The organism is Burkholderia sp. D-99, assembly GCF_011605345.1.
Taxonomy (GTDB): domain Bacteria; phylum Pseudomonadota; class Gammaproteobacteria; order Burkholderiales; family Burkholderiaceae; genus Burkholderia.
On sequence record NZ_JAAOXM010000003.1, the window covers coordinates 337,300 to 352,186 of the forward strand.

A 14,887-nucleotide genomic window follows, 5' to 3' on the forward strand; every position below is an offset into this window, starting at 1 on the left:
CGGTCGATGAGCTGCGCGAGCTTCGCCTTCGGGAGCGCCTTGTGCCGAATGTTATCGGACATTGATGATGCGCATCGTTCGCGCACCGTCGGCCCCGGGCTCGCGCCGCATCATCGCGGTGGGCCAGAAACACAAAGAGGAGACACGCCGTTGAATCTCGATTCACGCTTTCTGTAAGAGCCCGGCCGGTCATCGGCCCGTACGCTGCATGCGTCCCGCGGCTCGATTTCCCCGTCGTTATCAAGAAGCCGGTTCCCGGTCAGGGAACCTCACGAGTTGATTCAGTCTGGAGGAGATAAGTAATGAAAGTTCGCTCGATCATGGGCGCGCTCTGCGCGGCAGGTCTGATGGCTGGCGCCGTCGCGGCGCAGGCAGCCGAGAATGTGACGGTGCTGCACTGGTGGACCTCGGGCGGCGAGTCGAAGGCCGTCGGCGTGCTGAAGGACGACGTGCAGAAGCAGGGCTACGTGTGGAAGGACTTCGCGGTCGCGGGCGGCGCGGGCGCAGCGGCGATGACCGCGCTGAAGACCAAGGTGATCAGCGGCGACGCACCGTCGGCCGCGCAGATCAAGGGCCCGCTGATCCAGGACTGGGCCGACCAGGGCGTGCTCGTCAACATCGATTCCGCTGCCGGCGACTGGAAGCAGAACCTGCCGCCGGAAATCGACAAGATCATCAAGTACAAGGGCCACACCGTCGCGGCGCCGTTCTCGGTGCACCGCGTGAACTGGATGTACATCAACAAGGCCGCGCTCGACAAGGTCGGCGCGAAGGTGCCGACCACCTGGCCCGAATTCTTCGCGGTGGCCGACAAGCTGAAGGCCGCGGGCATCCAGCCGGTCGCGATGGGCGGCCAGCCGTGGCAGGACCTGACGCTGTGGGAAGACGTCGTGCTGTCGCAGGGCCCGGCCTTCTACAAGAAGGCGCTGGTCGACCTCGACCAGGCCACGCTGACGTCGCCGCAGATGCTGTCCGTGTTCGACACGGTGCGCAAGATCCAGGGCTACTTCGATACCGGCCGTAACGGCCGCGACTGGAACCTCGCGACCGCGATGGTCATCAACGGCAAGGCCGGCATGCAGTTCATGGGCGACTGGGCGAAGGGCGAGTTCGAGAACGCCGGCAAGAAGGCGGGCAAGGACTACATCTGCGCAGCGGTGCCGGGCACCGCGAACTCGTACACGTTCAACGTCGACTCGTTCGTGTTCTTCCAGCAGAAGGGCGAGAAGGCCGCGACGCCGGGCCAGCTCGCGCTCGCGAAGACGATCATGACGCCGGACTTCCAGGAGCAGTTCAGCCTGCTGAAGGGCTCGGTGCCGGTGCGCCTCGGCGTGAAGATGGACAAGTTCGACGACTGCGCGAAGAAGTCGTACGCCGACGAGCAGACCGCGATCAAGTCGGGCGGCTTCGTGCCGTCGCTCGCGCACGGCATGGCGCAGAGCGATGCGACCGCCGGCGCGATCACGGACGTCGTGACGAAGTTCATGAACTCGCAGCAGGATTCGAAGAGCGCGGTCGCCGCGCTCGCGAAGGCCGCGAAGGTCAAGTAACGCGCGACAGGCGCCCGGCCGGAAGCGCAACCTCGGCCGGGCGTTTTTGCATGTGCAGCAAACGGGCTCGCCCGCGGGCCCGTGCCGTACCTGGCGCCGGCCCGGCCTGCGTCGCCCTCGTTCCAGGAGTCGAATCAAGTGGCTGCCCCTCTTAACGGAAACGGATCCGGCGCTGCCGCCGCGCGGCGTACGTCGCCGATGTCGGCCTTCGCCGATCGCTGGATCCCGAAGCTCGTGCTCGCGCCGAGCGTCGCGATCGCCGTGGTATTCATCTACGGCTTCATCCTGATTACCGGCTATCTGTCGCTGACCAATTCGCGGCTGTTGCCGAACTACGAATTCGACGGCTTCGGCCGTTACACGGACCTGTTCCAGAACGACGTGTGGTGGACCTCCGCCGCGAACCTCGGCTGGTTCGGGATTCCGTTCATCGCGGTCTGCGTCGCGCTCGGCTTGTTCCTCGCGATCCTGCTCGACCAGCGGATCCGCAACGAAGGCGCGCTGCGCGCGATCTTCCTGTACCCGATGGCGCTGTCGTTCATCGTCACCGGCACCGCGTGGCAGTGGATCCTGAACCCGGGCCTCGGGCTCGAGAAGGTGATGCACGACTGGGGCTGGGCGAGCTTCTCGTTCGACTGGCTCGGCGATCCGGACAAGGCGATCTTCTGCGTGGTGATCGCGGCCGTGTGGCAGTCGACCGGTTTCGTGATGGCGCTGTTCCTCGCGGGGCTGCGCGGCGTCGACGCCGAGATCTTCAAGGCCGCGCAGGTGGACGGTGCGACGCTGCCGACCATCTACCGCAAGATCGTGATCCCGAGCATGCGCCCGGTGTTCTTCTCGGTGCTGCTGATCCTGTGCCACATCACGATCAAGACCTTCGACCTCGTCGTCGCGCTGACGGCGGGCGGCCCGGGCACGTCGTCGTCGCTGCCGGCCATGTTCATGTACACGTTTTCGTTCAACCGCGGCCAGCTCGGGCTCGGCGCGGCGTCCTCGGTGATGATGCTCGCGACCGTGGTCGCGGTGCTGGTGCCGCTGATGTATATGGAGTCGAGGAGCACCCGCAATGCAGCCTAAGATGACGATCAGCCGGGCAGTGATCTATGCGGCACTGATCCTGTTCGCGCTGTATTTCCTGTTCCCGATCTACGTGATGCTGTCGACGTCGTTCAAGGATCTCGACCAGCTGCGCACCGGCAACCTGCTGACGCCGCCCACCACCTGGACCATCGACCCGTGGCTGAAGGCGTGGAGCGGTGCCTGTACCGGCGTGCGCTGCGACGGCATGAAGCCGTTCTTCCTGAACTCGCTGCAGATGGTGATCCCGGCCGTGCTGATCTCGTCGCTGATCGGCGCGTTCAACGGCTACGTGCTCACGCACTGGCGCTTTCGCGGCGCGGACGCGCTGTTCACGATGATGCTGGTCGGCTGCTTCATCCCGTTCCAGGTGATCCTGCTGCCGATGGCGCGCCTGCAGGGCATGCTCGGCCTCGCCAACACGATTCCGGGCCTCGTGTTCGTGCACGTCGTGTACGGGATCGCGTTCACGACGATGTTCTTCCGCAACTTCTACGTGAGCGTGCCGGCCGAGCTGGTGAAGGCTGCGCGCATCGACGGCGCCGGTTTCTTCACGATCTTCACGAAGATCCTGCTGCCGGTGTCGCTGCCGATCTTCATGGTGTGCCTGATCTGGCAATTCACGCAGATCTGGAACGACTTCCTGTTCGGGATCGTGTTCTCCGGCGTCGATTCGATGCCGATCACGGTGGCGCTGAACAACCTCGTCAACACGTCGACGGGCGTGAAGGAGTACAACGTCGACATGGCCGGCGCGATCATCGCCGCGCTGCCGACGCTGCTCGTCTACATCGTCGCCGGCCGCTACTTCGTGCGCGGGCTGACGGCGGGCGCGGTGAAGGGGTAGGCGCGGCTTCATCCGATACGACGAACCGGCCGCGCATCGCGCGCGGCGCATCGAAACGAACCCGACGCGGCGCCCGAGTGCGCCGCGCGAGACGAGACAGAGGATTCACAGCATGGCAAGCCTTTCCATCCGTGACGTGTACAAGACCTACCCGAACGGGGTGCCGGTCCTGAAGGGTGTCGACATCGAGATCGAGGACGGACAGTTCCTGATCCTGGTCGGCGGCTCGGGCTGCGGGAAATCGACGCTGCTCAACATGATCGCCGGGCTCGAGACGGTCACGAGCGGCGAGATCTGCATCGACGGCAAGGTCGTCAACGACCTGTCGCCGAAGGATCGCGACATCGCGATGGTGTTCCAGTCGTACGCGTTGTATCCGTCGATGACGGTGCGCGAGAACATCTCGTTCGGCCTGAACATCCGCAAGGTGCCGAAGCAGGAGCAGCAGCAGATCGTCGACCGCGTGTCGCAGATGCTGCAGATCCAGCATCTGCTCGACCGCAAGCCGGGCCAGCTGTCCGGTGGCCAGCGCCAGCGTGTCGCGATGGGCCGCGCGCTCGCACGCGATCCGTCGCTGTTCCTGTTCGACGAGCCGCTGTCGAACCTCGACGCGAAACTGCGCATCGAGATGCGCGCGGAAATCAAGCTGCTGCACCAGCGCCTCGGCACGACGATCGTCTACGTGACGCACGACCAGATCGAGGCGATGACGCTCGGCGACCGGATCGCGGTGATGAAGGACGGCGTGGTCCAGCAGTTCGGCGCGCCGCAGGAGATCTACGATTCGCCGTCGAACCTGTTCGTCGCGGGCTTCATCGGCGCGCCGCCGATGAACTTCATCAACGGCAAGCTGGTCGAGCAGGGCAGCGGGATCGCGCTCGAGATCGACACGGGCCTCGCGCGCAGCGCGCTGAACCTGCCGTTCGACGCGAAGCGGATGAACGGCCACGTCGGCCGCGAGGTGATCCTCGGCCTGCGCCCGGAGCGCATCACCGACGCGCGCAACGCGCACCACGGCGAGGCGTCGAAGCTGCAGCCGATCGACGTGCGCGTCGACGTGACCGAGCCGACCGGGCCGGACACGCACGTGTTCGCGCAGGTGAACGGCAAGCGCATCGTGAGCCGCGTGCATCCGGCCGCGAACCCGCAGCCGGGGCAGACGCAGTCGCTGCTGTTCGACGTGTCGAAGGCGGTGCTGTTCGATCCGGCATCGGAAGAGCGGATCGCGTGAGGCGGCGCTGTTGCGCTGAATGAAGGAGAAGGGGCCGTTTCGACGAACGGCCCCTTTTGTTTTTGGTGCCGAAGTCGGGGCAGCCGCGGCGCTCAGTGCGGCAGCCGCACGTCGAACTTGAACGTCGCGAGCCGCGCGACGAGGATGAAGCCGGTCGCGAGCAGCACGCTATACACCGAGTCGAACTGCAGCCACACGAGCAGCAGGTAGAACCAGCAGCCGACGAACGCGCAGGTCGCGTACGGCCGCGAATCGCGCAGGATCAGCGGGATGTCGTTGCACAGCACGTCGCGGATGATCCCGCCGACCACGCCCGTGATCACGCCCATCATCACCGCGATGAAGCGCGGCATCTCGGCGTCGAGCGCGATCGCCGTGCCCGAAATGCTGAAGATCCCGAGCCCGACCGCATCGGCGACGAGCAGCAACCGCTCGGCCGACAGCCGCGACAGCATGCGCAGCACGAACGGCGCGAACAGCGCGAGCACGAAGATCGCGATCACGTAGTCGTCGTGCACGACCCAGTAGAACGGCCGGCGCTCGAGCAGGATGTCGCGCAGCGTGCCGCCGCCGAACGCGGTGGCGAGCGCCACGACGAACGTGCCGACCGAATCGAGACGGTTCTTGCGTGCCTCGATGAAGCCCGAGATCGCAAAGGCCAGCGTGGCGATCGCCTCCAGTACCGCGATCGCGAGCGTCAGCCTAGGATGCGGCACGCGGCCCCCGGTCGGCGGGGCCCGCGAGCGGCTGCAGCAGCACCAGCACCGCGCCTGCGCCGCCGTCGTTGCCGCGTGCCTCGCAGAACGCGATCACTTCTTCCTTCTGCACGAGCCACGCGCGCACCTTGCCTTTCAGCACGGGTTCCTTGCCGATCGAGCCGAGCCCCTTGCCGTGGATCACGCGCAGGCAGCGCAGCCCCTTCTTGCCGGCGTCGCGGATGAATTCGGCGAGTGCGTCGCGCGCCTCGTCGCGCCGCATCCCGTGCAGGTCGATCTGCGCCTGCACGATCCACGCGCCGCTCCTCAGCTTGCGCACGACGTCGCGGCTGATGCCGGGGCGGTGGTAGTACAGCGAGTCGTCGCTGTCGAGTAGCGTCTCGGGATCGAATTCGTCGGACAGCGTCGCGTTCAGCACGGCTTCCTCGTCGCGCTGCGTCTGCTTCGGCACCGGGTCGGGCGGCGTGCGGCCGGCCGCTGCGCGCGGCGGTGCGTTGAGCGGCCGGATCGCGCCGATCTCGTTGCGGAACAGGTTCGCGTCGGCTTCCGCCTTGCGCTCGGCCTTGGCCGTTTCGACGCGCTCGCGGTCGCGGCGATCGGCTTCGCCTTGCAGCGACTTGCGCAACGCGCCGAGGCCCGCGAGCCCCTGGCCGCGCAACGCGGCGGGATCGGGCGCGGGCGGCGGGGCTGCCGGCGCGGGGTTCGCAGGACGGGCGGCGATCTTCCGCTTCGCGGGATCGCTCGGATGGGGCTGGTTCTTCGCCATGATTCGGTAGCAGGGCAAGCGCGTTCGGGCGCGCGGGCAAAAAAAAGCCGCTGCACGGCGGCAGCGGCTTTCCGGTCGAGCCCGCTTCGCGGCAGCGGACGCCATTGTAGCGCCCGGCGCGAGCGGTCTCGCGGCTTACTTCTTGTCGTGCAGGCTTTCGAGGTAGCGCTGCGCGTCGAGCGCGGCCATGCAGCCCGTGCCCGCGCTGGTGATTGCCTGGCGGTACACGTTGTCCTGCACGTCGCCCGCGGCGAACACGCCCGCGACGCTCGTCGACGTCGCGTTGCCGTGCAGGCCGCTCTTCGTCAGGATGTAGCCGTCCTTCATCTCGAGCTGACCCTGGAACAGGTCGGTGTTCGGCTTGTGGCCGATCGCGACGAATACGCCCTGCACGGCGAGGTCTTCCGTCGCGCCGGTCTTCACGTTCTTGATGCGCAGACCCGTGACGCCCGAATCCTCGCCGGTCACTTCGTCGAGCACGTGATCCCACTTGATGACGACGGCGCCTTCCTTTTCCTTCTCCAGCAGGCGGTCGATCAGGATCGGCTCCGCGCGGAACTTGTCGCGGCGGTGGATCACCGTGACCTTCTTCGCGATGCCCGTCAGGTAGAGCGCTTCCTCGACGGCCGTGTTGCCGCCGCCGATCACCGCGACTTCCTGGCCGCGATAGAAGAAGCCGTCGCAGGTCGCGCAGGCCGACACGCCCTTGCCCATGAAGTGTTCTTCGGACGGCAGGCCGAGGTACTGCGCGGACGCGCCGGTCGCGATGATCAGCGAGTCGCACGTGTATTCGCCCGAGTCGCCGATCAGGCGGATCGGCTGCTCGTGCAGCTTCGCGGTGTGGATGTGGTCGAACACGATTTCGGTGTTGAAGCGCTCGGCGTGCTCGAGGAAGCGCGCCATCAGCTCCGGACCCTGCACGCCTTTCGCGTCTGCCGGCCAGTTTTCGACGTCGGTCGTGGTCATCAGCTGGCCACCCTGCGCGATGCCGGTGATCAGCACCGGGGACAGGTTGGCACGTGCCGCGTAGACGGCAGCCGTGTAGCCGGCGGGGCCGGAACCGAGAATCAGGACTTTGGCGTGTTTGGGCGTGGACATGTGCGAATCCGTAAAAGGCGGCCGCGGCGGGCGGGGTAAGGCTCGCCGTACGATCCGGGGTGACCGGGATGCCGTCATAGATGGGTATCAGACGCGCATTATAAAGGCCCCGATGCTGCGTTGCCGAACGAGAGTTTCAATCGCGGCGATAGTGTCGCGCGGCGCAACGCCCGCGCACGCGGGCGGGCGGGGCGTGGCGCCGGTGCGGGGCGGCGCGGCAGCGGCGCCCGATGGCCGGCCGGACCGGGAAGAAAGGGCCGCTGCGGCGCGCGTGCGCCGCGCCGGCCGTACCCCGGCCCTGTTATGTAACCGTCATTTACACTTGGCGGCCCGGTGCAGCGCTTACAATATGCGGGATCGAACGACAGGCGGGCGCGCAGCCCGTCCTCTTTATACGGATTCATGGCAAAAGCTCCTTATTCCGCCCAGGCACAGGCGTTGCCGCACCGGATGTCGAAGCTCCTCACGGAGATCCGCTGGATTCTCCAGGTCGCGCTCTGCGCATTTCTGGTGATGGCCCTGCTGAGCTACAGCCGGCGCGATCCGAGCTGGACGCACGCCGCCCAGGTGGACCACATCTCGAACTGGGCCGGCCGCGTCGGCGCCTGGACGGCCGACATCATCCTGCTGCTGTTCGGCCTGTCGGCCTACTGGCTGATCGTGCCGCTCGGGCGGCGCATCGCCTTCAACTATCGCCGCATCACGCGCCACGAGGCGGTCGCGGACGAACCCGAGCGGCCGATCGGCTGGCTCACCGAAATCTTCGCGTTCGTGCTCGTCGTGCTGGCGTGCGACGGCATCGAGGCGCTGCGCATGTGGTCGCTGAAGGTGCAGTTGCCGCGTGCGCCGGGCGGCGTCGTCGGCGAGGCCGTCGCGGGCGCGATGTCGCACGCGTTCGGCTTCACGGGCGGCACGCTGCTGCTGCTGATCGCGCTGGCGATCGGCCTGTCGCTGTATTTCCGCTTCTCGTGGCTGTCGGTCGCCGAGCGCGTCGGCGGCGCGATCCTGTCGGCCGTCAACGTCGCGAAGCTGCGCCGCGAGGCCGAGCGCGACCGCAAGCTCGGCGAGGCCGCGGCCGTGCGCCGCGAAGGCAAGGTCGAAGAGGAGCGCGTGCGCATCGAGGATCACGAGCCCGTGACGATCGTGCCGCCGGTCGTCACGCCGGCGAAGTCCGAGCGCGTCGAGCGCGAGCGCCAGGTGCCGCTCTTTACCGACCTGCCGGGCGATTCGACGCTGCCGCCCGTGTCGCTGCTCGATCCTGCGCCGAAGGCGCAGGAGTCGATTTCGGCCGACACCCTCGAATTCACGTCGCGCCTGATCGAGAAGAAGCTGAAGGATTTCGGCGTCGAGGCGAGCGTCGTCGCCGCGTATCCGGGCCCGGTCGTCACGCGCTACGAGATCGAGCCGGCCATCGGCGTGAAGGGCAGCCAGATCGTCAACCTCGCGAAGGATCTCGCGCGCTCGCTGTCGCTCGTGTCGATCCGCGTCGTCGAGACGATTCCCGGCAAGAACTACATGGCGCTCGAACTGCCGAACCAGCGTCGCCAGACCGTGCACCTGTCGGAGATCATCGGCTCCGAGGTGTATGCGGCCGCATCGTCGGCGCTGACGCTGAGCCTCGGCAAGGACATCGGCGGCAAGCCCGTGTGCGCGGATCTCGCGAAGATGCCGCACCTGCTCGTCGCCGGCACGACCGGCTCGGGCAAGTCGGTCGGGATCAACGCGATGATCCTGTCGCTGCTGTACAAGGCCACCGCCGAACAGGTGCGCCTGATCCTGATCGATCCGAAGATGCTCGAAATGAGCGTCTACGAGGGCATTCCGCACCTGCTGTGCCCGGTCGTCACCGACATGCGCCAGGCCGGCCACGCGCTGAACTGGACGGTCGCGGAGATGGAGCGCCGCTACAAGCTGATGAGCAAGCTCGGCGTGCGCAACCTCGCGGGCTACAACAACAAGATCGACGAGGCCGCGAAGCGCGAGGAGAAGCTGCCGAATCCGTTCAGCCTGACGCCGGAAGATCCCGAGCCGCTCGGCCGCCTGCCGAACATCGTCGTGGTGATCGACGAGCTGGCCGACCTGATGATGGTCGTCGGCAAGAAGGTCGAGGAATTGATCGCACGGATCGCGCAGAAGGCGCGCGCAGCCGGCATCCACCTGATCCTCGCGACGCAGCGTCCGTCGGTCGACGTGATCACGGGCCTCATCAAGGCGAACGTGCCCACCCGGATCGCGTTCCAGGTGTCGTCGAAGATCGACTCGCGCACGATTCTCGACCAGATGGGCGCCGAATCGCTGCTCGGGATGGGCGACATGCTGTACCTGCCGCCCGGTAGCGGGCTGCCCGTGCGCGTGCACGGCGCGTTCGTCGCGGACGACGAAGTGCATCGCGTCGTCGAGAAGCTCAAGGAGCAGGGCGAGCCGAACTACGTCGAGGGCCTGCTCGAAGGCGGCACCGCCGATGGCGACGAGGGCTCGGCCGGCGCGGGAACCGGTGAAGGCGGCGGCGAGTCTGATCCGCTGTACGACCAGGCGGTCGAGATCGTCATCAAGAACCGCCGCGCATCGATCTCGCTCGTGCAGCGTCACCTGCGGATCGGCTATAACCGCGCGGCGCGGCTGCTCGAGCAGATGGAGCAATCGGGGCTCGTGTCGGCGATGTCGTCGAGCGGCAACCGCGAAATTCTTGTGCCGGCGCGCGACGCGGAATGAGTCCGCGGCGCTCGCAGCGCCGGCCACCCAGGGAGAAAACCGCAATATGCAGCAACATTCGTTCGCAATGTCCCTTCGTTCGACGCGGCGCTGGCTCGGTGCGGCGCTCGCCGGCGCATCGCTGATGCTCGCGGCGACGCACGCGTTCGCGGGCGGCACCGAGCAACTGAAGGCGTTCGTGTCGCAGGTGCGTTCGGCGAAGGGCGACTTCACGCAGCAGATCGTCAAGGCACCGGCGAAGGGCGCGAGCGCCGTGCAGGCCGTGCCGAAGCCCACCGACAATTCGAGCGGCACGTTCGTGTTCGCGCGCCCGGGCAAGTTCATCTGGACGTACCAGAAGCCGTACCAGCAGGTGCTGCAGGCCGACGGCGAGAAGCTCTACGTGTACGACCGCGACCTGAACCAGGTCACCGAGCGCAAGCTGAACGGCGCGCTGGGCGCGAGCCCGGCCGCGATCCTGTTCGGCAGCAACGATCTCGACAAGAACTACACGCTGCGCGATGCCGGCGAGAAGGGCGGCATCGAGTGGCTCGAGATGTTGCCGAAGGCGCAGGACACGCAGTTCCAGCGGATCGGCATCGGCTTTCGCAACGGCACGCTCGCCGCGATGGAACTGCACGACGTGTTCGGCAACGTCACGTTGCTGACGTTTACGAACATCCAGACGAATCCGCCGCTGAAGGGCGATACGTTCAAGTTCGTCGTGCCGAAGGGCGCGGACGTGATTACCGGCTGACCGGCGCAGCACGCCGCTCTTGCGCAACGGGCCTGCCGGCGACGGCAGGCCCGTGTTGTTTGTGGGCGCAGGGCACCTGGCGCGGGCACCGGGTACGGCGATGCCGTCGCGCGGCTGTCATAATGTCGGGTCCGGCGGCCGGTTAGGCCGCGACCGTTTGATGTGGAGCGAGGGTTCATGTCCGATCTGTTTCAAGTCGAGCCGCGCCGGCCGCTCGCCGAGGCGCTGCGGCCGAAGACGCTCGCCGAGGTGATCGGCCAGACGCATTTGCTGGGCGAAGGCAAGCCGCTGCGGCTCGCGTTCGAATCGGGCAAGCCGCATTCGATGATCCTGTGGGGGCCGCCCGGCGTCGGCAAGACGACCCTCGCGCGGCTCACCGCGCTCGCGTTCGACTGCGAGTTCATTGCGCTGTCCGCCGTGCTTGGCGGCGTGAAGGATATCCGCGAGTCGATGGAGCAGGCGAAGGACACGCTGAACCGCACCGGCCGCCACACGATCCTGTTCGTCGACGAGATCCACCGCTTCAACAAGGGACAACAGGATGCGTTGCTGCCGTTCGTCGAGTCGGGGCTCGTGACCTTCATCGGCGCGACGACCGAGAACCCGAGCTTCGAGGTCAACTCGGCGTTGCTGTCGCGTGCGCAGGTGTACGTGCTGAAGTCGCTGGACGACGACGAGATGCGCCAGTTGCTGACGCGCGCGCAGGAAATCGCGCTCGACGGCCTCGCGTTCGACGACAAGGCGATCGATACGCTGGTCGGCTATGCGGACGGCGACGCGCGGCGCTTCCTGAACCTGCTCGAGCAGGCGCAGACGGCGGCCACGTCGGCCGGTGTCGCGACGATCGATGCCGACTTCGTCAGCAACGCGATGACGCTGAACGCACGGCGCTTCGACAAGGGCGGCGACAACTTCTACGACCAGATCTCGGCGCTGCACAAGTCGGTGCGCGGTTCGAGCCCGGACGGTGCGCTGTACTGGTTCTGCCGGATGATCGACGGCGGCGCGGATCCGAAGTATCTCGCGCGGCGGATTGTGCGGATGGCGTGGGAAGACATCGGCCTGGCCGATCCGCGCGCGCTGCAGATGGCGAACGACGCGGCCGCAACCTACGAGCGCCTCGGCTCGCCGGAAGGCGAGCTCGCGCTCGGGCAGGCGGTGATCTATCTCGCGTGCGCGGCGAAAAGCAACGCGGGCTACAACGCGTTCAACCAGGCGATGGCGTTCGTAAAGCAGGACAAGTCGCGCGAGGTGCCCGTGCATCTGCGCAACGCGCCGACCAAGCTGATGAAGGAACTCGGCTACGGCCACGCGTATCGCTACGCGCACGACGAGCCGAATGCGTATGCGGCCGGCGAGACTTACCTGCCGGACGGGATGCGCGAGCCGCATTGGTACAAGCCGGTGCCGCGCGGGCTCGAATCGAAGATCGCCGACAAGCTCGCGTGGCTGCGCGAACTCGACCGCGAGGCCGGCAAGAAGGGCTGATGGGGCAGCGCGGCCCGGTTCGGCCCGGCCGGTGCGGTTACGGCGCGCGTCAGCGCTTGCGTGCCGGCTGCTTCTTCCAGTAGTCGAACGGCTCCTGATGGCATTCGATGTCGAGTTCGGCGACGCGCGTGTGCATGCTCGACTGCGCATCGGCGATCGCGAGGTTGTAGATCGCGGGGCCGATCTCCTCGACGAAGAAGTGCAGCAGCGCGCCGGCCTGGATGTTGCCGATCGGCTCGTCCATGTTTTCTGTGAAATAGCGTTGCAGTGACGCGATCGCGCGGTCGCGTACGTCCTTGTCCAGTTCGATGGCCATCGGGTTCCTTGGGTAGCGGTGACGTGGGGCGGGCGCCTCGTTCGATGTGCTGCTGCGGGCCCGCGCGGGTGTTTCGCGATCCGCGGCGCTTCGATGCCGCGCGATTTCGCGGATGCCGACGGGCGGGCCTGCAATGCGATACTGCCATGGCCGTCGCAACGCGGTCATCGCCCGTTTGCAGCATTGTCCGGCCGGCCGGTGCCGTGGCGGCCCCGCGGTGCGTTAGAATTCCCGTCTTACACAACGATTTTCCAAGTCCTCCCATGCTCGACATCCAGTTGCTGCGCAAAGACCTCGACGGCGTCGCGAAGCGCCTCGCCGATCGCGGCTACACCCTCGACATCGCCGCGTTCTCCGCGCTCGAAGCGGAACGCCGCGCGATCCAGACCCGTACCGAAGAGCTCCAGGCACGCCGCAACAGCCTGTCGAAGCAGATCGGCGCGATGAAGGGGAAGGGCGAGGACACGTCGGCCGTGATGGCCGAGGTCGGCGGTATCGGCGACGAAATGAAGGCGGGGGAAGCCAAGCTCGGCGACATCCAGGCGCGCCTGTCCGACCTGATGCTGGGCATGCCGAACGTCGCGCATGAAAGCGTGCCGGTCGGCAAGGACGAAGCCGACAACGTCGAGGCGCGCCGCTGGGGCACGCCGCGCCAGTTCGATTTCGCGGTGAAGGATCACGTCGACGTCGGCACGCCGCTCGGCCTCGATTTCGAGACCGGCGCGAAGCTCGCCGGCGCGCGCTTCACGATGCTGCGCGGCTCGATCGCGCGTCTGCACCGCGCGCTCGCGCAGTTCATGATCGACACGCACACGCAGCAGCACGGCTACACCGAGGCATATACGCCGTACATCGTGAACCCGGAAATTCTGTACGGCACGGGCCAGCTGCCGAAGTTCGCGGACGACATGTTCCGTGTCGAGAAGGGCGGCGAGGAGAACAAGGTCACGCAGTACCTGATCTCCACATCGGAAATCTCGCTGACGAACACCGTGCGCGAGTCGATCGTCGAAGGATCCGCGCTGCCGATCAAGCTCACCGCGCATTCGCCGTGCTTCCGCTCGGAAGCCGGTTCGTACGGCCGTGACACGCGCGGGATGATCCGCCAGCACCAGTTCGACAAGGTCGAGATGGTGCAGGTCGTTGCGCCGGATGCGTCGTACGCGGCGCTCGACGAGATGGTCGGCCATGCGGAAGCGATCCTGCAGAAGCTCGGCCTGCCGTACCGCGTGATCACGCTGTGCACGGGCGACATGGGCTTCTCGGCCGCGAAGACGTTCGACCTCGAGGTGTGGCTGCCTGCACAGAACACCTATCGCGAGATCTCGAGCTGCTCGAACACCGAGTCGTTCCAGGCGCGCCGGATGCAGGCGCGTTTCCGCAACGCACAGGGCAAGCCGGAACTCGTGCATACGCTCAACGGTTCGGGCCTTGCGGTCGGCCGCACGCTTGTCGCGGTGCTGGAGAATTACCAGAACGCGGACGGCTCGGTCACGGTGCCGGAAGTGCTGCGTCCGTACATGGGCGGCATCGAGCGCATCGACGCGCCGGCACAGGCGTCGTAACATCGCGCGCCGGCGATCTCTTGAAGTCCTCGCGAGAAAATTTGCAAAAAGGGCTTGCCACTTTAAAAGAGATCGTTCTATAATCTTTTCTTTCGCGGAAACGACCAACCGCGAAATGCAGTAAAGCAGCAAGGAAGGAGAGGTGGCAGAGTGGTCGAATGTACCTGACTCGAAATCAGGCGTACGGTTTCCCCGTACCGTGGGTTCGAATCCCACCCTCTCCGCCAGAATACGAAGCCCCTTGATCCGGAAGGATCAAGGGGTTTTTCGTTTTGGGTTTGTGGTTCGATGTGTCGCAAGCCGTTGCGGTGTCAACAGCTCGACCTTAGGTGCATCGGATCGTGCCGATGCGATAGCGACCGTGTCTCGCTACGACTTGCTGCACAGCGGGCAGCTTCGGCAGTTCTGCCTGCCGGAATCGCAGGGGCTCGTGTCGCTGCCGTCGTTCCACGTGATGCTCGCGCTGCTGCTCGCGTATGTGGTGCGACATGTCCGTCACGTGTTTCTCGCGTCGGTCGTACTGCATGTCGTGATGATCGTATCGACTCCGACGCAGGGCGGTCATTACCTGGCCGACGTGATCGCCGGAATCGTATTCGGCGTGCTGTCGATCGCCGTCGTGCGCCGCCGGACGGCGGGCCCGCGCAGGGCTGCCACAGCCGGACCGTGCGCGGCGCATCCGGCCTGATCGAACCGGCCCGCCTTTGTCGTGCGCGTCCGGTCCTTGCCGCTTTCTTCAGCTTTAAGCCCGCGCTTCCGGCGCCGTTAACACGTGGCGGCGGTCG

At 66.4% G+C, this 14,887-nt stretch carries 13 protein-coding genes and 1 tRNA gene; 10 read left to right on the forward strand and 4 right to left on the reverse strand.

Annotated elements, in window-relative coordinates; translation table 11 throughout:
• Positions 1 to 302: 302 nt before the first annotated feature.
• The 4 genes from HAV18_RS15505 to HAV18_RS15520 all read left to right on the forward strand — a co-directional run bounded on the left by HAV18_RS15505 (position 303) and on the right by HAV18_RS15520 (position 4,705).
• Positions 303 to 1,550, forward strand: coding sequence for an ABC transporter substrate-binding protein (locus HAV18_RS15505; RefSeq protein WP_166957295.1), 1,248 nt, complete (start codon positions 303 to 305; stop codon positions 1,548 to 1,550).
• Between the two features lie 138 nt (positions 1,551 to 1,688).
• Positions 1,689 to 2,627, forward strand: coding sequence for a carbohydrate ABC transporter permease (locus tag HAV18_RS15510; protein ID WP_166957297.1), 939 nt, complete (start codon positions 1,689 to 1,691; stop codon positions 2,625 to 2,627).
• Positions 2,617 to 3,474 (forward strand): carbohydrate ABC transporter permease, encoded by an 858-nt coding sequence (locus HAV18_RS15515; protein WP_166957299.1) that lies wholly within the window; start codon positions 2,617 to 2,619, stop codon positions 3,472 to 3,474. The genes HAV18_RS15510 and HAV18_RS15515 overlap by 11 nt, the downstream gene beginning before the upstream one ends.
• Before the next feature lie 112 nt (positions 3,475 to 3,586).
• Complete coding sequence (locus HAV18_RS15520) at positions 3,587 to 4,705, forward strand: ABC transporter ATP-binding protein (RefSeq protein ID WP_166957301.1); 1,119 nt, start codon at positions 3,587 to 3,589, stop codon at positions 4,703 to 4,705.
• Between the two features lie 92 nt (positions 4,706 to 4,797).
• Here the strand turns inward: HAV18_RS15520 and HAV18_RS15525 are convergent, their stop codons facing one another.
• From HAV18_RS15525 to trxB, 3 genes are all read right to left on the reverse strand, one after another.
• On the reverse strand, positions 4,798 to 5,421 hold the full coding sequence (locus HAV18_RS15525) for a trimeric intracellular cation channel family protein (RefSeq protein ID WP_166957303.1): 624 nt from the start codon (positions 5,419 to 5,421) through the stop codon (positions 4,798 to 4,800).
• The gene (locus HAV18_RS15530; RefSeq protein ID WP_166957899.1) at positions 5,408 to 6,187 is read right to left on the reverse strand and encodes a Smr/MutS family protein; all 780 of its coding nucleotides are present in this window, start codon (positions 6,185 to 6,187) and stop codon (positions 5,408 to 5,410) included. The genes HAV18_RS15525 and HAV18_RS15530 overlap by 14 nt, the downstream gene beginning before the upstream one ends.
• Positions 6,188 to 6,322: 135 nt before the next feature.
• Entirely contained in the window at positions 6,323 to 7,285 is a 963-nt protein-coding gene (trxB, locus tag HAV18_RS15535; RefSeq protein ID WP_166957305.1) for a thioredoxin-disulfide reductase, read from the reverse strand.
• A gap of 402 nt (positions 7,286 to 7,687) precedes the next feature.
• Between trxB and HAV18_RS15540 the strand changes: the two genes are divergently transcribed.
• From HAV18_RS15540 to HAV18_RS15550, 3 genes are all read left to right on the forward strand, one after another.
• Positions 7,688 to 9,997: a DNA translocase FtsK gene (locus tag HAV18_RS15540; RefSeq protein WP_166957307.1), complete on the forward strand. Its 2,310-nt coding sequence runs from the start codon at positions 7,688 to 7,690 to the stop codon at positions 9,995 to 9,997.
• Between the two features lie 46 nt (positions 9,998 to 10,043).
• On the forward strand, positions 10,044 to 10,733 hold the full coding sequence (lolA, locus tag HAV18_RS15545; RefSeq protein ID WP_122946617.1) for an outer membrane lipoprotein chaperone LolA: 690 nt from the start codon (positions 10,044 to 10,046) through the stop codon (positions 10,731 to 10,733).
• A gap of 177 nt (positions 10,734 to 10,910) precedes the next feature.
• Entirely contained in the window at positions 10,911 to 12,221 is a 1,311-nt protein-coding gene (locus tag HAV18_RS15550; RefSeq protein WP_166957309.1) for a replication-associated recombination protein A, read from the forward strand.
• Positions 12,222 to 12,270: 49 nt separating this feature from the next.
• Here the strand turns inward: HAV18_RS15550 and HAV18_RS15555 are convergent, their stop codons facing one another.
• Positions 12,271 to 12,537 carry a DUF2164 domain-containing protein gene (locus tag HAV18_RS15555; protein ID WP_166957311.1) on the reverse strand — a complete coding sequence of 89 codons (267 nt, stop codon included), beginning with the start codon at positions 12,535 to 12,537 and terminating at the stop codon, positions 12,271 to 12,273.
• Positions 12,538 to 12,800: 263 nt separating this feature from the next.
• On the opposite strand from HAV18_RS15555, the gene serS reads away from it, so the two are divergent.
• The 3 genes from serS (at position 12,801) to HAV18_RS15570 (ending at position 14,790) form a co-directional block, all read left to right on the forward strand.
• Complete coding sequence (gene serS / locus HAV18_RS15560) at positions 12,801 to 14,102, forward strand: serine--tRNA ligase (protein ID WP_166957313.1); 1,302 nt, start codon at positions 12,801 to 12,803, stop codon at positions 14,100 to 14,102.
• A gap of 136 nt (positions 14,103 to 14,238) precedes the next feature.
• A tRNA-Ser gene (locus tag HAV18_RS15565) sits at positions 14,239 to 14,329 on the forward strand.
• Positions 14,330 to 14,382: 53 nt separating this feature from the next.
• Positions 14,383 to 14,790 carry a phosphatase PAP2 family protein gene (locus HAV18_RS15570; RefSeq protein ID WP_347814764.1) on the forward strand — a complete coding sequence of 136 codons (408 nt, stop codon included), beginning with the start codon at positions 14,383 to 14,385 and terminating at the stop codon, positions 14,788 to 14,790.
• Positions 14,791 to 14,887: the final 97 nt, after the last annotated feature.